Raw genomic sequence first — 23,424 nt, 5'->3', positions numbered from 1 at the left:
TTTTGTAACCGCTAAAGAATATTAATGAAAAAAAACATACTCATCATTTATTATTCGCAAACCGGCCAGCTGGAGGATATTGTGAAGAACATGGCCCAACCTTTTGAAGCTAAAAAGGAGGAATATGACGTTACCTATTATAATATACAGCTGAAGGAAGACTTTCCTTTTCCTTGGCCGGGCGATGTTTTTTTCAATACATTTCCTGAATCTTACCTTCAGATTCCGAAAGAGATCTTCCCGCCTTCTGATGAGGTCCTGAATAAAAAGTACGATCTTATTTTATTCGGCTATCAGGTTTGGTATCTTACACCATCTATTCCCATCATTTCATTCCTAAAGAGTGGTTTTGCAGAAAAGATCCTGAAAGATACAGATGTGGTTACAATTTCAGGAACCAGAAATATGTGGATGCTTTCTCAGGAAAAGCTTAAGGTATATTTAAAAAATCTTGGCGCAAAACTGGTAGGAAATATTGCTTTAGTGGATAGGCATGACAATTACACAAGTGTACTGACGATCTTACGCTGGCTGACTACAGGGCAGAAAGAAAAATCAGGAATGCTTCCTGCCGCCGGGATTTCGGATGAAGAAATTTCGGGCTCTGTAAAGTACGGAAACATTATAGAAAAGCATTTCAGCAGCGGAAACTTATCCGGCCTTCAGCCTGATCTGGTAAAGAATGGCGCTGTAGAGATCCGTCCTTTTTTAGTAAGAGTAGAGAAAGTAGGCAACAAGATCTTCACCGTATGGTCTAATCTCATTATTAAGAAAAAAGAGAAACGTCCATTGCTGATAAAATTCTTTAAGGTATATTTGATGGCTGCGATATGGATTATTTCACCTGTCGTCTTAGTTTTACACTTACTGACAACCCCTATATTTTGGTCTAAAAGACAAAAACAAAAAACATATTTACAAGGAATTAATTTAAAATAGAATGTACGACGTATTTATAACAAAAGCATCAACATACTTACCTAATAACCCGGTATCAAATGATGAAATGGAGACTTATCTTGGTCTGATAAATGGCGCTCCCTCTAAAGCAAAATCATTGATTTTAAGAAATAACAAGATCACAACAAGATACTATGCTTTGGATAAAGAAGGAAATCCTACCCATACCAATGCACAGATCACAGCCAAAGCTGTTGAAGGATTGTTCGATGAAAACTTCAAAAAAGAAGATATGAAGCTATTGTCCGTTGGAACCACTTCTCCGGATCAGATGCAGCCTTCACATGCTTCTATGGTTCATGGTGAGCTGAATATTGGAAAATCTATTGAAATTAATACCGCTACAGGTCTCTGCAACTCAGGAATGAACGCCCTGAACTACGGATTCCTTTCCGTAAAGGCTGGTGTACAGGATAATGCTATTTGTGCAGGCTCAGAAAGAATGTCTGCATGGATGACTGCAGATAAATTCAATCATGAAGCAGAAAACTTAAAATTACTGGAAGAAAGACCTATTGTTGCCTTCAAAAGAGAATTCCTGAGATGGATGCTTTCTGACGGCGCCGGTGCATTCCTTCTCGAAAATAAACCCCGAGAAAACGGAATTAATTTAAAAATAGAATTCATTGATTTTTATTCTTACGCTCACGAAATTGAAGCCTGTATGTATGCCGGATGCGATAAGCAGGAAGACGGAAGCCTTAAATCATGGGCAGATTACCCTTCTGATGAATGGCTGAAAGAATCAATCTTTGCTATTAAGCAGGACACCAAAATCCTGGACAAATATATTCTTGTAAAAGGAGCAGAAAGCTTAAGATCTTCTTTTGATAAGCATAACCTGGATCCTGAAAAAATAGACCATGTTCTGGCACATATTTCTTCAGGCTATTTTAAAGATGGCTTAAAAGACGAATTCGCTAAAAAAGGTATGGATTTCCCTACAGAGAAATGGTTCTATAACCTTTCTGAAGTAGGAAACATCGGTGCAGGTTCTATTTTCATCGCACTGGAAGAATTAATGAATTCCGGAACGTTGAAAAAAGGAGAAAAAGTATTGTTATGTGTTCCTGAAAGTGGAAGATTTGCCTACTCTTGTGCCCTATTAACAGTTTGCTAATGAAACACCAACTGCCGACATCTGATCAGGATTTTGTGGGAAGCCTTATCCCACAGCGTTTTCCGTTTGTCATGGTTCATGAGCTTACGGAATACTCTGATGATCATCTTGTTTCAGGCTTTGAAATAAAAGAAGATAATATTTTTATCCAAGACGGGACATTCCAGGCTTCCGGTCTTATCGAGCATCAGGCACAGAGTGTTGCTTTACACACAGGTTATAAATATTACCTGTTAGGAAAAGATGCCCCTACCGGATATATCGGAGCTATTAAATCTTTTGAAGCTGAAACCCTGCCAAAAACAGGTGATCGGCTGATCTCGGAAGTATCGATCCTTAATGAAGTGATGGGGGTAACACTGGTGGATATTGTCACGAAGCTGAATGGCTCGATCATTGCAAAATCCCAAATGAAAACTGCTGTAAAATAAATGTAATGGAAATCAAGGAAGAGCACCTTATCAATATACATAACTTTCTGCCGCACCGGGAACCGATGCTGATGGCAGATTATATCCTGGAATTGACCAAAGAAAAGGTTGTGACTTCCTTTGAAATAAAAGAAGATAATATCTTTGTCCACAACAACGAGTTGGCAGAAGCCGGCCTGATTGAAAACCTTGCCCAGACCTGCTCATCCATTCTCGGACAAAGTTTCTTTGAAAACCCTGAGGCAGATACGAAAGTGATAGGCTTTATCACCAACATCAAAAAAATTGAAGTATTTGCTCTTCCAAAAACAGGAGACAAGATTATTTCCAAAGCTTCACTGATCTCCCAGTATGAAAATATTTGCAATATCTTCTGTGAGACTTTTAATAATGATGAATTATTGATCAGAGCGGAGATCAATCTATTTATTCAGGAAGTGAAATCTTAAGAATACATTTTCAGTGAAAATATATAACCGTACGATTACCGTGCGGTTTTTCTTTTTTAGCCCCGATTCGTGAAAAAGCTGTCTTGTTTATGTTTTTTAACCACGGATTGCACAGATTTGCACAGATGATTATGAAGGAGGGAAGCTGGAGCTTGGGAGAGGAAAGTTATTCAAGAAGTCTCAGAATAACTCTAAGCCTGTTTATTGTTCTTTTAACCTATCTATCAATTTGTATAATAAACTATCAGACATTGAAATCCTGCCAGTAACTTCCAGCCTCCATCTTCCCTCTTCCCTCCCAAATATTTAATAACCCTTTATTTTCAATATATTTGATAAAAATAATATTATGAGTGTAAAAGTAAGGTTCTATTCGTATGACATTGAATTCGATTTCGAGAATTCCGTTGAATTTCCGGTTGCTCCACAGGTTGGTGATGAAGTGAATCTTATTTCATTTTTTAAATACCGGACTTCCGAAAGACTGGAATATGTTAATAATATGGAAGATCTTTATCTCTACGAAAATGCTGTCGTTTCAGAACGCACATGGTGTAATGATCTTGAGAAAACAGAAATATATTTGCTGGTGAAGCTGAATTACACCAAGAGGAAATAAAGTTGCCTTTCAGATTAGTTTAAACAAAAAAGCAGAGCATCACTGCCCTGCTTTAAAATTAGTATCAAAAATGGTTAGTACCCGAAGATCTCTTCAAGAGATACCTCCTGGAATGTTCCCATTTTATTGATGGATTCCATATTCAGGTTTTCTTTCTTGCCTATGATCGCTGTATTGTATTTTACAGGCTTGATATCAGCATCGTAGAAGCTTGTAAGCTGTGGCAGCGTCAGCCCCTGAATTTCAGAATAAATATCTTTTCTGATATCATAATCAACACCAAGCTTTTTCAGTGCCATTTGATTAAAGAATATATTCGTTCTGTTGATTCTGTTGGATGCAATCTGCTTCAATGCAGAACCTTTTGAATTCTCAAACTGTGCGGGAATCTGTGGCAGGGATGCCATAAGATCATTCATTGCATTTACAGCCAGAGGAAGCTTATTCGCCTGAGTTCCGATATAATTCGTGATATAGTTCGCATGCCCTTTCTCTGTTGCGTTCGCATAAGAAACATACGCAGAATAAGCCAGTGACTTACTTTCTCTGATTTCCTGGAAGACAATAGAAGACAGTCCTCTTCCGAAATATTCGTTGAAAACATTCGCTTTTCCGAAATTACTCAAGTTCACATTCCCTCCTTTGGCTACTTTAGACATTTCCATCTGAACCATGTCATAGTTTGTAAAATATACTTTTCCTTCTGCAGCAGGCTCCGGATATTCCTTAGCTTTTGCCGGCTGAACAGTGGTTTCTGCGATATATGGTTTAACCGCCTTTTCTAAACCTGACTGATCCTGTCCGTAAAGGAATATCTCATATGGAGACTGGTTCAGGACTTTAATTTTCTTAGTCAGTTCCGTTGCATCAATGCTCTCAAGACGTTCTTTGGAAACAATATCCGTCATTCTGGAATTCTTACCGTATTTAGCATAGTTCGTAAGAGCAGCCATGATTCTTGTCTTATCCTTTTTACCGGCTTCTCTTGCCTCCAATATGGTTTTTACGGTCTTTGCGTAGGTCTCTTTGTCTGCTTTTACATTCGTAAGCCAGTGGTTCATCAGTTCAGTACCTTTCTTCATATTGGCCTCAAGACCACTCAGTGTAATGATCACCTGATCGTTGGACGTTCTGAAGCTGTAAGAGATTCCCAGTTTGTAGAATTCACCTTTCAGCTGCTCAGGAGTATATTTATCCGTTCCAAGATATTCGAAAAGAGTTACCGCGATTGGAAGTTCCTTATCATTATCCGTTCCGAAAGGGAATATATAGCTGATCTGTGCTACATCATTATATTTATTCTTTACAAAGCTTACTTTCTTATCCTTAATCTGAGAAGTCTGGATCGCAGTTTTATAATCGATAAATTCCGGCTTGATCTCAGATACTTTACTGCTTAAGATCTCTTTAAGGAAAGGTGACTGCGCTTCTCTGTTCAGCTTGATCGGGGTAATACCCGGATTCTGTACGCGAACCAGCTTATCATTCACTCCTTTTTCTTTGTAAACAACTACATAGTTATCTTTGAAAAACTCGTTTGCAAACTTAACAACATCTGCCTTTGAGATTTTTTCATACTGATTAATATCGTCTAATTCCTCCTGCCATGTTTTTTCATTGATATAAGTACCATATAGGGTCGTTGCCAGTCCGTCAGCAGTTTCCCACGACTTCATACGCTGTACTTTCTTGTCATTGACGATTGCTTTCAGCATCCAATCCGGAAACTGCCCTTTTTTCACTAAATCCAACTGATCTAACAATAGTTTTTTAGCATCATCAAAGCTCTGTCCGTCTTTCGGAGTTACCGACATCGTAAAAGCACCATAAGTTTTAAAAGCCGATTCGTAAGCTCCCGCACCTAATACCTTTTGCGTTTGGTTCATATTAAGGTCGATAAGACCGGCATCACCTCTGTTGCTTAAAATTTCTGCAACCACATCTGCTAATCTTGCATTCTGAGTTCCATTGGAATCTGATCTCCATGCCAGCGTCATTCTCGGTGTACTCGGGCTTTTTACTGTCCTCGCCACAATGCTTTCCATCGGCTGTTCAGATACCATTTTTTTCATCGGCAGCTCTTTGTACTTGAAAGCTCCAAAATACTGATCTACCAGTTTAATCGTTTTATCAAAATCCAGGTCTCCTACCAAAACAACAGCCATATTATTAGGCACGTAATATGTATCAAAATACTTATGAATAGCAACCATTGACGGGCTTTTCAGGTGTTCTGAAGTCCCGATCGTGGTCTGCTGTCCGTTCGGATGCTTTGGAAAAAGAGCCTCCATCATGGCATAGTTCACAAGACGGCCGTCGTTATCCTGAGCTCTGTTATATTCTTCATACACAGCTTCCAGTTCGGTATGGAAAAGACGCAATACCAGTTCTGAGAAACGTTCTTTTTCCACTTTCAGCCATTTTTCAAGCTCGTTGGATGGAATATTATTTTTATAAACCGTTTCATCTAACCATGTATGGGCATTCGTTCCTGTTGCTCCTAATGAAGAAATCGCTTTGTCATATTCATTGGCAATTGCATACTTGGAAGCTTCCTGAGAAACCTCATCTATTTTCTTGTAGAGCAGTTTTTTCTTTTCAGGATCCTTTTCAGCTTTATGCTGCTCGTAAAGGTCAGAGATCTGTTGAAGCAATACTTTCTCCTTTGCCCAGTCCTGAGTTCCCAGGTGAGAAGTTCCTTTAAAAACCATATGCTCAAGGTAATGCGCCAGACCTGTATTGTCGCTAGGGTCGTTATTAGATCCCGTTCTTACCGGAATATAAGTCTGAATTCTCGGGGCATCATCATTCTTTGCCAGATAAACCTTCAGTCCGTTTTTCAAAGTATACACTCTCACACCGGACTGGTCATTCTTAACGGTTTCGTAAGTATATCCCTGGCTGTCTGTCACCTTTTGAGTATCAAATTTCTGCGCCATTGCATGCAGCATGCAGAAAAGAGAAACAGAAATAAAAAATTTCTTCATAAGTCTTATTTATTTAAATCAAATTTCATAGAATCCTATAAGTCTACTTTCATCATGCACTTGTTACAGCAAACGTCAGATTATGACTTTTTATGTTAAAATTTGAATTTATCTTTAAATAAAGCCTGTTTCGGCATTATAATTTAATATGATTTACATATAATGTATTTTCACTATTTTAGCCAACTGATTAAAAAGAATAATACGGTTTACATGAAAAAACAAGACCTGCCCCAGGATGAAAGCAATCTGAAGTCAGCAAACATGACCGAAGTCTTGTATGTGACGGACGAAAATGATAATTATACAACGGCCAACAGCATTGGATGGGAAGCTAAAAAAGCAGCCCTCGAAGAATCCATGGAGCTCATTCATGAAAGAATTGAAGAGGCCAGACACAATGTGGCCAATAATTTAGTAAGTCCTATTATTTATTTCATGGAACTGAATAAGATGGATCTGGGCGTTCTCGCTTCCTACGTCGGAATGTGGCAGTGGAGAGTGAAAAGACATGCAAAACCAAAAGTATTTAAAACACTAAACCAATCCGTACTGAAAAAATATGCAGATGCATTCGGAATTTCAGTGGATGAATTAAAAAACTTTGACGGAAAAATAATAAAGAAATGAAGCATAAATATATGCAGAATTTCATTTCGCCAATGAAAAAGATAAAAGCAGCAAATGAAACTTAACTTCGAACACCATCAGACCGCGCATTGCGAAAACGGTGTCGCCTCCAATCTGTTACTTAATAAAGGCTTAAAACTCAGTGAACCTATGATCTTTGGGATTGGTTCCGGACTGTTTTTTGTCTATCTGCCGTTTTTGAAAGTGAATTTCGCTCCGGGCTTCAGCTACAGACCGATGCCGGGTGCTATTTTCAGCAAAGCAGCAAAAAGATTGGGCATTAAAATCAAAAGAGAAAAATTTTCCAATCCTAAAGAAGCACAGTCCGCTTTAGAAAGAAATTTAAATCAGAATATCCCTACAGGACTTCAGGTAGGCGTTTTTAACCTTACCTATTTCCCTGAAGAATATAAATTCCACTTCAATGCCCACAATCTTGTGGTATATGGAAAAGAGGACGGAAAATTCCTGATCAGCGATCCGGTAATGGATTATACCACTACCCTATCAGAAGCTGAGCTGGAAAAGGTAAGATATGCCAAAGGTGCACTGCCCCCAAAAGGACATATGTACTACCCGACCTACATTCCAGAAAATGTGAATATTGAAGAAGCTATAAAAAAAGGAATAAAAGATACCTGCAAAAATATGCTGGCTCCGGTTCCTCTTATTGGCGTAAAAGCCATGAGATGGGTAGCCAGAAGCATCCCGAAATGGGCTGAAAAGAAAGGAACTAAGGTCACCAACCACTATCTGGGCCAGCTGATCAGAATGCAGGAAGAGATTGGCACCGGCGGAGGCGGATTCCGGTTTATTTATGGCGCATTTCTTCAGGAAGCATCAGTAATTCTTAAAAATGATGAATTAAAAGAACTTTCAAAAGAAATTACCGCCATCGGAGATTTATGGAGAGATTTTGCCGTGGATATTGCCCGTGTTTACAAAAACAGGAACTCGAAAAGCGATATTTACAACAACCTTTCAAAATCCATGCTTCATATTGCTGATCTGGAAGAAGCTTTTTATAAAAAACTGAGAAAAGCGATCTGATATGGCAGAGAATATGATTGAGATTAAAAATCTCTATAAAAAATATAAAAACTCCGAAGAGTTTTCTGTCAACGACATCTCGCTGAATATAGAAAAAAACGAGATCTATGGAATTCTTGGGCCGAACGGAGCAGGAAAAACCACCTTGATCTCTATGCTTTCCGGATTGATCAAACCTACTTCAGGACAATTTACGATCAATGGATTATCTCCTCAGAAGGACAGCTTTAAGATCAAACAGATCATTGGTATTGTGCCTCAGGAATATGCCCTCTATCCGACTCTTACTGCTAAAGAAAACTTAATGTTTTATGGAAGCCTGTATGGCTTAAAGCACAAAGAGCTTAAGAAAGTGATCGATGAATCCCTAGAGATTATGGGACTTTCAAAATTCGCAGATAAACAGGTAGAACAGTTTTCCGGAGGAATGAAACGCCGCTGCAACCTTATCGCGGGAACACTTCACAATCCAAAAGTTTTGTTTCTGGATGAGCCGACTGTAGGTGTTGATGTTCAGTCGAAAAAGGTGATCATCGATTTCCTGCAGGAGCTGAATAAAAATGGAACGTGCATTATATACACCTCCCACCATCTTTCCGAAGCGGAAGAATTCTGTACCAAGATCGCTATTATCGACAGAGGAAGAATCCATGCCATAGGAACACCGGAAGAACTGGTGTCACAAATCGCAAACGCTGAAAACCTGGAAGACGTTTTCATATCATTAACAGGAAAAGAACTAAGAGATGTTGTTGTATAAACTTTGGAGAAGCTTCGTGAAGGAAATCCTTCTTCTGAAGAGAGATATCGGTGGAATTGTCATTATTTTCGTCATGCCGTTGCTGTTAATTGTAACGATTACTTTAATTCAGGATTCTACTTTCAAAAATCTTGAGGGTTCAAAAATCCCGATTATTTTCATTGACAATGACAAATCTGAAGTCTCAAAAAGTATAAAACAGGAACTGGAAACCAGTAAAACATTCCAGCTGCTGACAAATTACACCGAAAAATCAGCACAGGACGCCGTCTTTTCCGGAGATTACCAGATGGCCATCGTCATTCCTGAAAATTTAACGAAAGATTTAAATTCAAACATAGATTCCAAGGTTCAGACGATTGTAAGCTCTTTTGGCCTGGAAGGAGATTCTGCAGCCGTTAAAAAAACAGCTGTGAAAGCAAAAGAAATTCATCTGTACTTTGACCCGGCCACCAACGCCGGATTCAAAAATTCAGTCATGAATTCTGTGAATAAAATGGTCTTTGAGATCGAAAACAAAAAGATCTATAAAGCATTTCAGGATCAGCTGGGAACTGAAGAGAACCTTGAAGAAAACAAAAACCTCATCAGCTTCAAAGAGATCACCCCGAAAAAAGGAGCCATGGACATAATGCCGAATTCTGTTCAGCACAATGTTCCGGCATGGACTCTTTTTGCCATCTTTTTTATTGTAGTACCACTTTCTATCAATTTAGTTAAAGAAAAAAGCCAGGGTACAAGCGTAAGAGCGAGGATCAGCCCGACCCCTTATTTTGTTCATATTTTAGGAAAAACATTCACTTACCTTATCATCTGTATCATCCAGTTTTTACTGATGGTAGCCGTAGGAATTTATCTTTTCCCATACATGGATCTGCCTGCATTTGATGTCTCAGGAAAAATGTTCCAGCTTATTGTGGTAACTTTATTTTCAGGGCTGGCAGCGATCGGTTTTGGTGTTTTATTGGGAACCATTGCAGATACCCAGGAACAGTCTGCCCCTTTTGGAGCAACATCAGTGGTGGTTCTCGCCGCGATCGGAGGAATATGGGTTCCCGTATTTTTAATGCCTGAATTTATGCAGACCGTGGCGAAATTTTCCCCGATGAACTGGGGATTGAATGCCTACTACGATATTATTTTAAGAAACAGCGGTATCGCAGGAATTGCCAAAGAACTCGCTTTATTGTTTGCATTCTATATTGCCATGGTAGCTATTTCTATTTTTTACGAAAGAAAACAAAATGCAGTCTAAAGAAAACATATTAACCTGTACGGAAGAAGTAAGGGTAAGATTCAATGAGACAGATCCGCTAGGCATTGTCTGGCATGGGCATTACATCGTATATTTTGAAGACGGAAGAGAAGCTTTCGGAAGAGAACATGGCCTGACCTATCTTGATATTCAGAGAGAAGGCTATGTAACACCTATCGTAAAAAGTACATGTGAGCACTTTCTTCCTCTAAAATATGGGGAAACATTCAGGATCGTGACCACTTTTGTCAATTCAGTATCTGCAAAACTGATCTATACCTACGAAATTTTCAACCAGAATGATCAATTGGTGTGCAGTGGAGAAACCATCCAGGTATTCTTAGACAGCAACGGAAGCTTATGTTTGTATAATCCTGAATTTTTTCAGGCATGGAAAGATAAAATGGGATTATAATGAAGAAAGAAATTTATATTACAGACTACAACTGTATCACTCCTATAGGCTTTGATGTTTCTTCCAACTGGAACCATCTTGTGGAAGGAAAACCAGGCGTAGCATTACATAAAGTCATAGAAAACCAGGAGGCTTTTTACGCCTCAATTATAAATACTGAAAAGCTGGAGGAAGAATTTACAAGTAATTTCGACAGCCCGGATTTTACAAGGCTGGAAAAAATGTTTCTTCTAAGCTTAAAACCTCTGGTTGAAAAACATGAAATTACAGAAGAAACCGCTTTTATTTTATCAACAACCAAAGGAAATATCAGTTTATTAAAAAACCAGCCGGAAGTACCGGAAGGCGCTTATCTTTCAAAATTAGTACAAAAAATTGCTGATTATTTCGGATTTAAAACAAAACCTATCGTCGTTTCCAATGCCTGCGTTTCAGGAGTAATGGCTATTGCCGTTGCCAAAAATATGATCCAGGCAGGGAAATATAAAAATGCTTTTGTGATTGCCGGCGATGAAGTTTCAGAGTTTGTCATTTCCGGATTCAATTCTTTCCAGGCCATTGGACCAGAGCCCTGCAAGCCTTATGATAAAAACAGAAACGGAATTAATATCGGAGAAGCCACAGCAGCGGTCTATATTACTTCTATCTTGAATGAAAACGAAAAGTTTAGGTTTAAAATACTGGGAGATTCTTCAGTAAATGATGCCAACCATATTTCCGGACCTTCCAGAACAGGAGACGGGCTGTATGCAAGCATCAAGAATGCAATGACAGAAGCCGACGTTACCCCGGAACAGATTGATTTTATTTCTGCCCACGGAACCGCTACCATTTATAATGACGAAATGGAAGCCATCGCCTTCAACAGGATGGAGCTTCAGAATGTTCCGTTAAACAGTATGAAGGGGTATTATGGCCATTGTTTAGGTGCTTCCGGACTGTTGGAAAGTATTATATCCATGGAAAGTGCCCGGCATGGACTGCTGATTCCTTCAAAGAATTTTAAAGAAATGGGAGTTTCCCAACCTTTGAATATCATTAAAGAAAACCAGTCTGCAACTATTCAGTATATTTTAAAAACAGCTTCAGGATTCGGAGGATGTAATGCGGCAATAGTTCTAGAAAAATGTTAAAATGAAAGGGATGAAGAAAACTGAAAGCTGTATCATAGAACATTCAAAAATAACCGTCACCGGAAATCCTGTTTTTGAAAGCCGGAGCGAAACATTTCATGACTTTGCCAAAGATGCCTATAAAAGTTTAGAGCTCAATTATCCCAAGTTCCACAAGATGGATAATCTGAGTAAGCTTGCTTTTCTTGCTACAGAAATGGTTTTAAAAAATGAAGACCATAGCACAACAGCGGTAGTTCTTGCCAACCGGTCATCCAGTCTGGATACGGATTTTAAATACCAGGAAAGTATCAACTCACAGGAAAATTATTTCCCGAGTCCTGCCGTATTTGTCTACACCTTACCTAACATCTGCGTAGGCGAGATCAGCATTAAACATAAAATGCAGACAGAGAATGCCTTTTTCATTTTGGATGAATTTGACGAGACATTTTTAAATGATTATGCAGAACAGATCCTGCTGTCCGGCAAAGCGGAAAAAGTTCTCTGTGGCTGGACAGAACTTTATCAGGATAATTATAAAGCTTTTGTATATTTGCTAACCTTATAAAAAATGTAATAACATAAATGTAACAATATAACAGTCTAGCAATGTAACAATCCTTACAATCTGATCATTGTTACACTGGTAAAATTGATAAATTGCTACATTAATTAAAATAATTATGGAAAACTTAAAAACAGAATTGAAGCACAAAATTATTGAAGTCCTTAACCTTGAAGATGTTTCTGTAGAAGAGATCAAAGATACAGATCCTTTATTCGGTGGTGGTTTGGGCCTTGATTCTATTGATGCTCTGGAACTTATTGTTCTGCTTGATAAAGATTACGGGATAAAATTAGCCGATCCTAAAAAAGGAAAGGAAATCTTCCAGTCTATCGATACAATGGCTGCATTCATTGAAGAGAACAGAACAAAATAATATATTTAATCTAGCAATGTATCAATTTACCAGTATAACAATATTGGTAAACTGGTAAATTGATACATTGTTATATTATAAAATAAAATGAGTCGAAAAATTGCCATAACAGGAATGGGCATCATTTCCTCCATCGGAAACAATGTGGAGGAAAATTTTATTTCGTTGAAATCCGGAAAACACGGAATTTCAGATATTGAGATGTTTGAAACCCGTCACGCCGGATCTATAAAAACAGGTGAAATAAAATGGTCTAATGAAGAGCTTGTACAACAGCTTCAGCTGCCTGAAGATAATAATGTAACGAGAACATCTTTATTGGGCATGATTGCCGCAAGAGAAGCTGTAGAATCTTCCGGAATTTCAGACATTAATAAATACAGAACCGGACTCATCTCTTCCACCAGTGTAGCCGGAATGGATATCACTGAAAGGTATTTCTACTCTTACGAAGACTTTCCTGAAAAGCAAAAATACATCGATGCTCATGATGCAGGTAATTCCTCATTGGCAATTGCTGATTATCTGGGCTTAAAAGGCATGGTTTCTACGATCAGTACGGCATGCTCTTCGGCTGCCAATGCTATTATGATGGGAGCCAAACTGATTAAAAACGGAGTTTTGGACCGCGTGATTGTAGGTGGAACAGATTCCCTTTCGAAATTTACTTTGAACGGATTCAATACCCTGATGATTCTCACGGATTCTTACAATACACCATTTGATAATGACAGAAAAGGATTGAACCTTGGTGAAGCTGCTGCTTTTATCATCCTTGAGTCTGATGAGGTTGTAAAAAAAGAAAATAAAAAAGTCCTCGCCTATCTTTCCGGTTATGGTAATGCCAATGATGCCCATCATCAGACCGCATCGTCAGAAAACGGGCAAGGTGCTTTTCTGGCCATGGAACAGGCATTTAAAGTATCCGGACTGGCAAAAGGAGACATCGATTATATCAATGTTCACGGAACAGCTACTCCCAATAATGATCTTTCAGAAGGAATTGCCATGATCAGAATCTTTGGTGAAAATAATGTTCCGGAATTCAGTTCTACCAAATCTTTTACAGGCCATACTCTGGCAGCGGCAGCGGGCATTGAAGCTGTATTTTCTATTTTAGCGATGCAGCGCAGTATTATTTTCCCGAACCTGAATTTCAAAACGAAAATGGCAGAATTTGATTTGACTCCGGTTACAGAATTGAAGGAGAAAAGCATCAACCATGTTCTTTCCAATTCATTCGGATTCGGAGGTAACTGTTCTACTTTAATTTTCTCAAAATCATGAGTGCCGTATACATCAACAGTGCATCCTGCATCTCCGTTCAGGACACTCTAAAAGAAAATTTCTTTCAAGATCTTAATGCTGACCAATCTGTTCAGATCTTAAAAGCTATAGATCCTAACTATAAAGAATTCATTCCGCCTGCGATGATCAGGAGAATGTCTAAAACTGTAAAAATGAGCTCTGTAGCTTCACATTACGCTTTACAGGAAGCTGGAATTGAACAACCGGATGCCATTATTGTAGGAACGGGGATGGGATGTTCGCAGGATTCTGAAAAGTTTCTGAAAAATGTGATTGATAACAATGAAGAGTTTTTAACTCCGACATTTTTTATACAGTCGACGCACAATACCGTTGCAGGGCAGATTGCTCTGGGGCTTCAATGCCATGCGTACAATTTTACCTACGTCAATACCTCTTCATCTTTGGAATTTTCATTCCTGGATGCCAAGCTTCAGATCAATGACGGAGAAGCTGAAAATATTCTTGTAGGAGCTGCAGATGAGCAGACTAACAGAACAATGGAGCTTTACTGTCTGAACAATACCATTAAAAAGAAAGAGGATCTTCCTGCTGATTATTTGCATTCTGAAACGGATGGAGTGATCTGGGGTGAAGGTGCTGCTTTTTTTGTCTTGGGAAAGGATAAGGGTGAAAACTCTTACGCCAGGCTTAGAGATATTCAGATCAACAACAGATTGGATCTGGAAGAAGCACCATCTTTTATAACAGATTTTTTATCCAAAAATGATTTGAAACATGAAGATATCGATGCTGTGATCTTAGGTTTCAGTGGCGATGCAACATCTGATGTTTACTATACAAAAGCAATGGACACATTTCAAAATTCAGCTTTGCTGTATTACAAACATTTGAGCGGAGAATTCAATACGGCAAGCGGCTTTTCAACATTTATGGCGTGTCATATCCTCAAGGAGCAACAGATTCCGGAAGTCATGATGATCAATTTGGAAAAGAAAACAGAAGTTAAGAATATTCTTCTCTATAATCATCTCGCAGGAAGCGATCACAGTCTTATGCTGTTGGAAAGAGCCTAAAGATGAAAGGGTAAGAATGAATTTGTAAATTTGTTATTGCCAAAATTCAAAATAACAGAAGATGAAGCATTATCCATTCATTCTATTTTATCTTTTCTGCAATGCATTTATTTATGCGTTTCATGGAAGCTTTTGGGTTTATATAGCTTGTTTTCTGGCGTTTTCTGCAGTTGTAGTCTGGGGATCTTTTGATATAGAGCTCGGATATTTTGTCAACAGCATTACTCATAAAAGAACAAAAACCAATGAAATTGCCCTGACTTTTGACGACGGGCCAACCGAATTCACCCCGAAATTTTTGGATTTGCTTAAAGAACATCAGGTAAAAGCTACTTTTTTCTGCATCGGAAAACAGATTGAAAAATATCCTGAGACCTTTCAAAGAATTATTGCTGAAGGTCATACCATCGGAAATCATACCTTTTCCCATTCCAACAATACAGGATTTTTATCTGTTTCAAAAATGATTGAGGAGATTGAGAAATGTGATGAGATAATGGCAAAAACCAGCACTATAAAAACTGATTTATACCGGCCTCCTTTCGGCGTTACCAATCCGAGCATTGCCAAAGCCATTAAAAGAACCCGTAAAAAAAGCATCGGCTGGAATGTCCGTTCGCTGGATACCATTATAGACGATGAAAAGAAAATTTATAAAAGAATAACCAAAGGCCTGAAGAAGGGAAGTATCATTCTGCTTCATGACACTTCCGAAAAGACTTATCGTGTGTTGGCCGATTTATTGTTATTTTTGAAAGATAAAAAATATTCGACGTTTACGGTCGATTCAATTACAAAATCAAAGAAAAATGATTAAAAATATTGCTTTTGGAGCATTTTTATTAGTTTCCGGCTTCATTTCCGCACAGATGACAGCAATGTCAGGAGCAGAAGCAAAAGCATTTGTCGCCAAAGTTTCTTCTGAGACCCAGGAGATCAAAACCCTTCAAAGCGATTTTACCCAGACCAAAAAAATGGACTTTCTGGATAAAAATATTGTTACCTATGGCAAAATGTCGTTGAAAACTCCGAATATGCTGAGCTGGAAATACACAAAACCATATCAGTACAGCATTATTTTTAAAGACAATAAAATTTTCATCAACGATCAGGGCAAGAAATCATCTGTTGATGCGAAAAGCAAAACATTTGAAAAGATCAATAAGCTGATTGTAGGAAGCTCGAACGGGAAAATGTTCAGCGATCCTGAGTTTTCTGTTTCCTATTACAAAAGCGGGAACTCCAATGTAGCAAAATTTACCCCGAAATCGGCTCAGCTGTTAAAATACATTAAACAGATTGAACTGCATTTTCCTAAAAATCAGTCTACCGTTTCGCAGGTTAATATGACAGAAGCTTCGGGAGATACCACCAATATTGTTTTCAAAAACACCAAGATCAATGCAGCGATTGCAGCTTCAGAGTTTAGTTTATAGTCTGATTGTTTTGCTATTTGTTTCCTGCAAAAGCTATCAACTTGCAGAGGCAAAACCGGTTCAGAGTTCTGAAAAAACCGTTGAAAATTTATATTTTTCTTCCGGTGAAGACTATGTGTATAAATGCCAGATGGATATTTATAAAAACCACGTAAGCGGAATTCTGATTATTAAAAAGCTTAATGAAACAACTCATCGGGTCGCCATGACCTCAGATTTTGGAAATAAATTAATTGATTTTGAGATTTCTGAGAATGATTTTAAACTGAATTACGTTCTTCCGGATCTGGACAAAAAGATGGTTATCAGCTTTTTAAGAAACGACTTCCGGGAGTTACTGAAAAGAAAATACCCGGTGAATGAATCTTTTGAAAATGACAATTCTAAAATTTACCTGTCAAAGACTGATCATAAAGCCTATTATCTGTTCTTCAATAAAGAAAACGGACTGTTAAAAGAAATTGTGTACACAAAAAACAATAAGGAAAAAATCGATTTTACTTTTGAGGCAAAAAAACATATCTTCGCGGATAGCTTAAACCTGCAACATAAGGATTTTAAGATCAATATAAAACTATTTCAAATAACCGAAACCGAACAGAATTAACATGAAAAAATTTCTATTTTTAGTCACAGCCTTTATTTCAGGCCTGTCTTTCGCGCAGGTCACTTTTACTCCGGGGATCAGAGCAGGAGCCAATTTTTCTCATTTCTCGAACAGTGAAGAGTTTAACTATTATTATCTGGAAGAATCTCCTAACGCTGCTGAACCTTACCTGGACTATAAAACGAAAACAGATTTTTATATTGGCTTTATAGGAAATATCCGTCTCGCCAAATTTTATGCTTTGCAGCCGGAGATCAATTACTCCAGGCAGGGAGCTAAAATAAGCACGAATGTAAACAACTGGGACGGGAAAACGCTTTCCGTATCTTATCTGGGATTGCAGCTTATCAATAAATTCTATTTCAACCAGTTCAATATACATGTTGGGCCTACTTTGGAATTTGTGGTAGATAAAAAGAATTTTGACCCTGAAAATGAGATTGACCTGGGAATTACAGCAGGTTTAGGCTATGACATTACTAAAAACTTTGGTATCGAAGCCAGGGTAAAAAAAGGTTTTATCCCTGTGGACAGCTATAATAGAAATCATTCTAATGTTGTTTTCCAGACAGGACTTTATTATACATTTAATCTGAAAAAATAAGATCATGCAGACCATTCTTACAGACTTTTATACTTTGGAATCTTATGAAAAGGCAGAAAACGGCAGTTTTACCGCTTATATTCATCTGAATAAAGATCATGATATTTTTAAAGGCCATTTTCCGGGTAATCCGGTAACACCAGGGGTTTGTATGATGCAGATCGTAAAAGAGCTGACAGAAGAATTCACCGGCTCTAAGCTATTCTTAAAAACAGCCTCGAATGTAAAGTTCATGGCTATTATCAATCCTTTTGAAACACCGGATCTGAGGCTTCAGCTGGATATTACTGAAAATGAAGAGGATGTTAAAGTAAAAAATGCAACCTCTTTTGGCGAGACTATTGCATTAAAAATGTCTGTAAGCTATAAAAAAATACTTTCATGAAACTTTTCTTATCCCTCATAACCGCTTTTATTTTTTTCTTTCAAAGTGATTTGGAAGCCCTAAGAAGCAGCTACGCAAAAGCTAACCAGTCTAATGCCAATACAGAAGCATTCATCAATCTTGCAGAAAAACAATCCGGTTCGGATGCTGTAACCAGCGCCTATAAAGCTGCTGCAAAGATCATGGAAGCAAAGATTACCAAAAACAACAGGAAAGCTCTTGTAAAAAATGGTGCTACCAGCCTTGAAAGCATTATCAAAAATAATCCGAATAATATAGAACTTAGAGTAATCAGGCTGAGCGTTCAGGAAAATATCCCGAAAATAGTCGGGTACAGAGGCAGCATGAAAGATGATAAAGCATTCCTTATCAATAACTACAGTAAGCAGAACGCAACCCTGAAAAGTTATGTAAAAAAGTTTGCGATGCAGTCCAAGTCCTTTACAGATACTGAAAGAGCTACTATAAAATAAAACAATGACCCTTCCTGAAGTACAAAATGCAATTTCTGAAAAGAAGATCTGTATTTTAATACCTACTTACAACAATGAAAAAACTCTGAAAAGAGTGATAGACGGTGTTCTGGACTACACCGATAGCATTATTGCAGTTAATGACGGGTCTACAGATACTACTCCACAAATATTAGCCCGATATTCCCAGATAACGGTTATCTCCCTGCCTGAAAACAAAGGAAAGGGAAACGGGCTTAAAACAGGCTTCAGAAAAGCAAAAGAGCTGGGCTATCATTATGCGGTCACCATTGATTCTGACGGGCAGCATTATCCCGATGATATTCCTGTATTTGTAGAAGCACTGCTTAAAGAAGATAAAGATATACTTCTGATTGGTAACCGGAATATGGAACAGGATGGAATTCCCAAAAAAAGCAGTTTCGGGAACAGGTTTTCTAACTTCTGGTTCTGGTTTGAGACCGGAATAAAACTTGAGGATACCCAATCCGGCTATAGATTATATCCGTTGCTGAAAATTCCAAAGAAATATTTCACCCCAAAATTTGAATTTGAGATCGAAATCATTGTAAGGACAGCCTGGAGGCATGTTCCTGTAAAAAATGTCCCGATAAAAGTTTTGTATGACCCGGCAGAACGGGTTTCTCATTTCAGACCATTCAAAGATTTTACACGGATCAGTATCCTGAATACTATTTTGGTAACCATAACACTGCTTTACATTATTCCGAGAAATTTCGTGAATAATTTCAAAAAAAAAAGCTTTAAAAGATTCTTAAAAGAGGATGTTCTGGAAAGTGACGGCAGCAACCGCACAAAAGCATTTTCTATTGCTCTCGGTGTTTTTATAGGTCTTTCTCCTTTTTGGGGATTTCACACCCTGCTTGTCATCTCACTGTCTGTTCTCTTTAAGCTAAATAAGGTCCTGGCTTTTATAGCTTCCAATGTCAGCCTTCCGCCATTTATTCCTTTTGTGATTGCCGCTTCTCTATTTTTAGGATCCCCTTTTGTGCATGGGGACAGTAATATTTTGAACAGTGAACTCAATTTTGAGCTGATCAAAAATAATCTTTTACAATATGTGATCGGAAGTGCTATCCTGGCTACTTCTATGTCTGCTCTTTGCGGGGTTCTAACGTTTATTTTCCTGAATAAACTGAATCCGGAAAATAATTAATCAGCCGTTAGTCTTTTCGTGTATAATTATTTAAAGACAACATCCGAAAATGATAACGGACACATAATCAAGGTGACAAATATAGCCAGTATGATCAAAACCAGCTGGTACTGATAATAGGTCTTCTCTTTATCTTCTTCTTTCACTTCAAAAGTAAATCTGATCTTGTCCGGTTTTCTGATAGTCATCCAGATAAAGATCAAAATAACGAGGTTCAATACAATAGGTGCAAAAAGAAACAGTTTGCTTCCGAACCCGTCATTCTTGCCTCCATATCCATGAATAGGAATAACATCAGGAATAGAGCTGTACTTTGTAAGCAGGTAGATTGTGTAAACAATAATTATGATAAAGGGAATGCAGAACAGCAGTTTTATATGTTTGGGAATCATTTTAGCTTCTTTAGAGTTTTCTTCAGGTACTTTTCTACATTTTGTCTGTCCGGAACTGTGGTAATTTCTTTAGTCAGGGCTTTTTCAAATTCAGTTTTCGCTTTTGAAAATTCGTTAATACCCAAATAATATCTTCCAGCCTGATAATAGACCAGCCAATAATCCGGGTTCATAGATTGGTAATAAGGAATAAAATCATCACTTAATGCCATCTTTTTGTTGTCTATAGCATTGCTCACTTCTGAACCTAACATCTTAGATATTTCATAATTGTTGAATTCTTCCGAATCTGCAAAAGGATCTCTGGCGATATTCAGTGCTGTTTTTGCCTTTAAGCTTTCTTCCAAATTCTTTCCGGAAAAGATCTCATTCAGGTCATAACAAACAAATTCTCCCAGCTGATAAGGGTTTGAAGAAACCCACACCAGTCTTTTTTCAGGTGAAAAAATGACCGCATGGTGAGCCAGCAGCTGATTGATCGCTTTTTCATTCCCGTAGCCAATCTTTTGGTCTTTTAAACCAGATTTATCCCTTAAAATGGCCGCCATTTTTTCAGGGTTGAGCTTTTTCTTTTCCTGAAGAAGCTCCTGAAGCTTTTCATACCGGTACTCGGAGTGGCTTTCTATAATATGCTTCTTATTTCTTTTGTCATCTTTATAAGCTTCGGACTGGAAGTGGTTGGTACAAAGCACCCTGCTTGTATTTTCCACCTTGTAAACCCCAAAATTATCAGGAGAGACCTCAATGATCACAGCATTTTTATCATGAGCACTTCCAACCAAAATGGATTCGGAAACAAAAACTTTTCTTTTTTTGGCAATAGCGATGGCCTCCTCAATATTTTTCGCATACTGCAGAATTTCCCGTGTCACAAGAGAGATTGGGGTCTTAGCGGTGAGTGGGACTCTAGATTTTCCTGCGTTAATTGTCACTGTTATCCCTTCTTTATTCATCCCGGAAACTACACCTATCATTCCCGGCCAACTTACGGACATATATGGAATTCCAGATTCCGGTTCTACAAATTCGATTAGCTTATTTTTAGCAAACTCATCTCCTACATAAAAATCGAAGTTTCTTCCGATGAGCAGCTGCCCATCTTCTGTATTTTCATTCCAGACGGCCAGGGAAGTACAGCCTACCATAGCAAGATCCTGCATGGCATGTCCGATATCGTGAGCACCGTGAAGATAGAGGTTCCGAAGATATTTTGGGGCAATAAAATTGTATTTATTCGAAGAATACTGAGACAAACCGTACAATTCTGCCTGATAGTCTTCCCTTACATTCAGGTACATTTTCCTGTTATACCATTTTAGAAATCCCCTAAGGAGTTTTTGTTTAAATTTTGATGGAACAAAGCCTTCCACTTTAGAGAAGAAAATTTCTTCCTGCTGCTGCATCAGGCTTTGGGTTAAAGCTCCGTTATTATATCCGAGCTGCAATGGATTTCCTTTAATATAAAGTTCCCAAAGCTGCTGTTTATTTTTGGTTAAATAATTCCGGTTGAAGCTGAACGTAGAATCATTGATCTTATTGATCTTAGGTGTCTCCAGCGTATAGCTGCTTACCTCCGGAATATGATGAACCGATTTTGAGATTCCACAGGAAATAAGGGAAAGGATAAGGATCAATTGAATTCCCCGGAATGCCATAGTGAATCTGTTATTTTTTTTCATGGGTATTCATCATTTGTTTCAGGCGTTCATCTACAATTTCTTTTCCGAGAATTTCTGCACAGGTATTAAATGCCCCGATCGTTACCCCCAGAATTCCATGCATGTTGACAGACTGTCCTGTCAGGAACAGATTATCGGTCTTGGTACGGGGTGAGACCATTGTTTTAAGCGGGTTATCCGAACTTTTCATGTATCCGTACATATTTCCTTCAAAACTGCCGATATAGTCCCTGTAAGAGAGTGGCGATGAAGTATAGATGCTTTTGATGGAATGTCTCAGGTTCGGAATTTTCTTTTCTAATGCAGAAATCATTTTTTCTGCTTTTTCCAGCTTGAAATGTTCGTACTTTAATCCTCTATCGTGTTTTTCGGCAACTGTATTTACTGTTTTTTTCCAATCTTTAATCTCATCAAAATCCATATAGGAGATCGCAGTAAGGCTTTCCGCATAATCGGGATAATGTTTTGAGGGCGTGGAGGAAAGCATATAGGTTTCCGGCCAGCTGTCTTTGCTGTAACGGAATGCATTCCAGACCATTTCTTCGGATGAATAATGGTATATGTTATAATTAAAATTTGGCAGTGACTGTGGTTTTAAAACCAGATAAACACTGAAACATGATGAAACAGGTTCCCAGCTCATTACCCGGTTCAGGAAAGATTTCCTCAGTTTTTCTTCTCCAATCAGCTTGATGAAGGAACGGATTTCTATGTTTGAAATAAATTTTTTCGCTGCATATTCTTTTCCAGATTTTGTTGTAACGGAAGACAGCACTCCGGCTTCATCGAAAATAAATCCGGAAACCTCGGAATGTTTATGCACTTCTGCACCGTATTGGCGAAGTTTTTTGATCAGGAGTTTGGTGATCTGGCTTCCTCCTTTAACACATTTGTAGGCACTCTGAATATAGGAGTTTACAGTCAGTGCATGAACATAGAATGGTATATTTTCCGAGTCTCCGCCATATAAAAAATTGGAACCCAGCAATACAGCCTGTAGTTTTTTATCCTGGGTCACAGACTCTATGAATCTTTTAGTATTGAGATGGAGGATCTCTTCATTATAGCTGTCTTTTCCGATCACCTGATATCTCGGAAACTGTGCACAGACATATTGGATCTCTTCGCAGTAACTTTCTAAATTCTGTTTTTCGTTGGGAAAATAGGCTGCAAGCTGTTCAATAAAATTTTCATAACCCTGTGCATGAGGATATTCGATATTTTCTTCACCAAAAGAGATCTTATCGTAGCCGTCTTCATTCATTTGATGAAGTTCCAGATCATCCATAATCTCAAGATAGGAAAAGAAATGATGGAGATTCTGTCCTTTTGAAAGGCCGCCCAGATAATGAACTCCAGTATCGAAGATGAGCTTTTCCCTTGAAAAAGTCTGCAGATTTCCTCCATACTGATTATTTTTTTCCAGGACACAGACCTTCAGACCTTCTTTCGCCAAAATTAGAGCCGAAACAAGACCTCCCAATCCGCTGCCGATCACAAGTATGTCGTATTTTTTATTCAAAAGGAGAAAAGCTGTGTTTTTATTTCAAAAATTAAGAAATCCAGAGATTACAAAGCAATACCTGAACCTGAA

At 38.2% G+C, this 23,424-nt stretch carries 26 protein-coding genes; 22 read left to right on the top strand and 4 right to left on the bottom strand.

Going from position 1 to position 23,424, the window contains the following annotated elements; translation table 11 throughout:
• Positions 1 to 24: 24 nt before the first annotated feature.
• From V6R96_RS04955 to V6R96_RS04935, 5 genes are all read left to right on the top strand, one after another.
• Complete coding sequence (locus tag V6R96_RS04955; RefSeq protein WP_336378170.1) at positions 25 to 939, top strand: dialkylrecorsinol condensing enzyme DarA; 915 nt, start codon at positions 25 to 27, stop codon at positions 937 to 939.
• Between the two features lies 1 nt (position 940).
• Positions 941 to 2,080 (top strand): beta-ketoacyl-ACP synthase III, encoded by a 1,140-nt coding sequence (locus V6R96_RS04950; protein ID WP_111958681.1) that lies wholly within the window; start codon positions 941 to 943, stop codon positions 2,078 to 2,080.
• Positions 2,080 to 2,511: a hypothetical protein gene (locus V6R96_RS04945; RefSeq protein WP_223557666.1), complete on the top strand. Its 432-nt coding sequence runs from the start codon at positions 2,080 to 2,082 to the stop codon at positions 2,509 to 2,511. The genes V6R96_RS04950 and V6R96_RS04945 overlap by 1 nt, the downstream gene beginning before the upstream one ends.
• Before the next feature lie 5 nt (positions 2,512 to 2,516).
• A complete protein-coding gene (locus tag V6R96_RS04940) occupies positions 2,517 to 2,960 on the top strand; it encodes an ABC transporter permease (protein WP_336378169.1) in 444 nt (147 codons plus the stop codon).
• Positions 2,961 to 3,309: 349 nt separating this feature from the next.
• Positions 3,310 to 3,579, top strand: coding sequence for a hypothetical protein (locus V6R96_RS04935; protein ID WP_223557668.1), 270 nt, complete (start codon positions 3,310 to 3,312; stop codon positions 3,577 to 3,579).
• 74 nt (positions 3,580 to 3,653) lie between these two features.
• Here the strand turns inward: V6R96_RS04935 and V6R96_RS04930 are convergent, their stop codons facing one another.
• Positions 3,654 to 6,566: an insulinase family protein gene (locus V6R96_RS04930; RefSeq protein WP_336378168.1), complete on the bottom strand. Its 2,913-nt coding sequence runs from the start codon at positions 6,564 to 6,566 to the stop codon at positions 3,654 to 3,656.
• A 213-nt stretch (positions 6,567 to 6,779) separates the two neighbouring features.
• On the opposite strand from V6R96_RS04930, the gene V6R96_RS04925 reads away from it, so the two are divergent.
• From V6R96_RS04925 to V6R96_RS04845, 17 genes are all read left to right on the top strand, one after another.
• Positions 6,780 to 7,196, top strand: a complete 417-nt coding sequence (locus V6R96_RS04925) for a hypothetical protein (RefSeq protein WP_336378167.1) — start codon at positions 6,780 to 6,782, stop codon at positions 7,194 to 7,196.
• Positions 7,197 to 7,250: 54 nt separating this feature from the next.
• The gene (locus V6R96_RS04920; protein ID WP_223557670.1) at positions 7,251 to 8,246 is read left to right on the top strand and encodes a BtrH N-terminal domain-containing protein; all 996 of its coding nucleotides are present in this window, start codon (positions 7,251 to 7,253) and stop codon (positions 8,244 to 8,246) included.
• A gap of 1 nt (position 8,247) precedes the next feature.
• On the top strand, positions 8,248 to 9,006 hold the full coding sequence (locus V6R96_RS04915; protein WP_111958669.1) for an ABC transporter ATP-binding protein: 759 nt from the start codon (positions 8,248 to 8,250) through the stop codon (positions 9,004 to 9,006).
• A complete protein-coding gene (locus tag V6R96_RS04910) occupies positions 8,993 to 10,261 on the top strand; it encodes an ABC transporter permease (protein ID WP_111958667.1) in 1,269 nt (422 codons plus the stop codon). Before V6R96_RS04915 ends, V6R96_RS04910 begins: the two co-directional genes overlap by 14 nt.
• Positions 10,251 to 10,676 (top strand): thioesterase family protein, encoded by a 426-nt coding sequence (locus V6R96_RS04905; protein ID WP_111958665.1) that lies wholly within the window; start codon positions 10,251 to 10,253, stop codon positions 10,674 to 10,676. The genes V6R96_RS04910 and V6R96_RS04905 overlap by 11 nt, the downstream gene beginning before the upstream one ends.
• Positions 10,676 to 11,809 carry a beta-ketoacyl synthase N-terminal-like domain-containing protein gene (locus V6R96_RS04900; RefSeq protein WP_336378166.1) on the top strand — a complete coding sequence of 378 codons (1,134 nt, stop codon included), beginning with the start codon at positions 10,676 to 10,678 and terminating at the stop codon, positions 11,807 to 11,809. Before V6R96_RS04905 ends, V6R96_RS04900 begins: the two co-directional genes overlap by 1 nt.
• Positions 11,810 to 11,819: 10 nt before the next feature.
• The gene (locus V6R96_RS04895; protein ID WP_336378165.1) at positions 11,820 to 12,359 is read left to right on the top strand and encodes a 3-oxoacyl-ACP synthase; all 540 of its coding nucleotides are present in this window, start codon (positions 11,820 to 11,822) and stop codon (positions 12,357 to 12,359) included.
• 115 nt (positions 12,360 to 12,474) lie between these two features.
• Positions 12,475 to 12,732, top strand: a complete 258-nt coding sequence (locus tag V6R96_RS04890) for a phosphopantetheine-binding protein (RefSeq protein ID WP_111958661.1) — start codon at positions 12,475 to 12,477, stop codon at positions 12,730 to 12,732.
• Between the two features lie 87 nt (positions 12,733 to 12,819).
• On the top strand, positions 12,820 to 14,019 hold the full coding sequence (locus V6R96_RS04885; RefSeq protein ID WP_336378164.1) for a beta-ketoacyl-[acyl-carrier-protein] synthase family protein: 1,200 nt from the start codon (positions 12,820 to 12,822) through the stop codon (positions 14,017 to 14,019).
• On the top strand, positions 14,016 to 15,077 hold the full coding sequence (locus V6R96_RS04880) for a beta-ketoacyl synthase N-terminal-like domain-containing protein (protein ID WP_336378163.1): 1,062 nt from the start codon (positions 14,016 to 14,018) through the stop codon (positions 15,075 to 15,077). Before V6R96_RS04885 ends, V6R96_RS04880 begins: the two co-directional genes overlap by 4 nt.
• A 61-nt stretch (positions 15,078 to 15,138) precedes the next feature.
• Complete coding sequence (locus V6R96_RS04875) at positions 15,139 to 15,894, top strand: polysaccharide deacetylase family protein (protein WP_336378162.1); 756 nt, start codon at positions 15,139 to 15,141, stop codon at positions 15,892 to 15,894.
• Positions 15,887 to 16,513, top strand: a complete 627-nt coding sequence (locus V6R96_RS04870) for an outer membrane lipoprotein carrier protein LolA (protein WP_223557676.1) — start codon at positions 15,887 to 15,889, stop codon at positions 16,511 to 16,513. The genes V6R96_RS04875 and V6R96_RS04870 overlap by 8 nt, the downstream gene beginning before the upstream one ends.
• A complete protein-coding gene (locus V6R96_RS04865) occupies positions 16,479 to 17,120 on the top strand; it encodes a hypothetical protein (RefSeq protein WP_111958651.1) in 642 nt (213 codons plus the stop codon). Before V6R96_RS04870 ends, V6R96_RS04865 begins: the two co-directional genes overlap by 35 nt.
• A 1-nt stretch (position 17,121) precedes the next feature.
• Positions 17,122 to 17,724 carry a porin family protein gene (locus V6R96_RS04860; protein ID WP_336378161.1) on the top strand — a complete coding sequence of 201 codons (603 nt, stop codon included), beginning with the start codon at positions 17,122 to 17,124 and terminating at the stop codon, positions 17,722 to 17,724.
• 4 nt (positions 17,725 to 17,728) lie between these two features.
• The gene (locus tag V6R96_RS04855) at positions 17,729 to 18,109 is read left to right on the top strand and encodes a 3-hydroxyacyl-ACP dehydratase (protein WP_111958647.1); all 381 of its coding nucleotides are present in this window, start codon (positions 17,729 to 17,731) and stop codon (positions 18,107 to 18,109) included.
• The gene (locus tag V6R96_RS04850) at positions 18,106 to 18,582 is read left to right on the top strand and encodes a hypothetical protein (RefSeq protein ID WP_223557680.1); all 477 of its coding nucleotides are present in this window, start codon (positions 18,106 to 18,108) and stop codon (positions 18,580 to 18,582) included. The genes V6R96_RS04855 and V6R96_RS04850 overlap by 4 nt, the downstream gene beginning before the upstream one ends.
• 4 nt (positions 18,583 to 18,586) lie before the next feature.
• Positions 18,587 to 19,759: a DUF2062 domain-containing protein gene (locus V6R96_RS04845; protein ID WP_336378160.1), complete on the top strand. Its 1,173-nt coding sequence runs from the start codon at positions 18,587 to 18,589 to the stop codon at positions 19,757 to 19,759.
• A 26-nt stretch (positions 19,760 to 19,785) separates the two neighbouring features.
• On the opposite strand, the gene V6R96_RS04840 is transcribed toward V6R96_RS04845, so the two are convergent.
• From V6R96_RS04840 to V6R96_RS04830, 3 genes are read right to left on the bottom strand one after another with little or no spacing between them, the layout of a single operon-like run.
• Positions 19,786 to 20,151, bottom strand: a complete 366-nt coding sequence (locus tag V6R96_RS04840) for a DUF1648 domain-containing protein (RefSeq protein ID WP_336378159.1) — start codon at positions 20,149 to 20,151, stop codon at positions 19,786 to 19,788.
• Positions 20,148 to 21,830 (bottom strand): C45 family peptidase, encoded by a 1,683-nt coding sequence (locus V6R96_RS04835; RefSeq protein WP_336378158.1) that lies wholly within the window; start codon positions 21,828 to 21,830, stop codon positions 20,148 to 20,150. Before V6R96_RS04835 ends, V6R96_RS04840 begins: the two co-directional genes overlap by 4 nt.
• On the bottom strand, positions 21,817 to 23,352 hold the full coding sequence (locus V6R96_RS04830) for an NAD(P)/FAD-dependent oxidoreductase (protein WP_336378157.1): 1,536 nt from the start codon (positions 23,350 to 23,352) through the stop codon (positions 21,817 to 21,819). The genes V6R96_RS04835 and V6R96_RS04830 overlap by 14 nt, the downstream gene beginning before the upstream one ends.
• Between the last annotated feature and the right edge of the window lie 72 nt (positions 23,353 to 23,424).

The sequence above is a fragment of the Chryseobacterium sp. CCNWLW53 genome (assembly GCF_037083525.1).
In the GTDB taxonomy this organism is placed as follows: Bacteria; Bacteroidota; Bacteroidia; order Flavobacteriales; family Weeksellaceae; genus Chryseobacterium; species Chryseobacterium lathyri.
The sequence above is the reverse complement of the archived record's forward strand: the minus strand, read 5'-3'. Positions and strand labels throughout refer to the sequence as shown.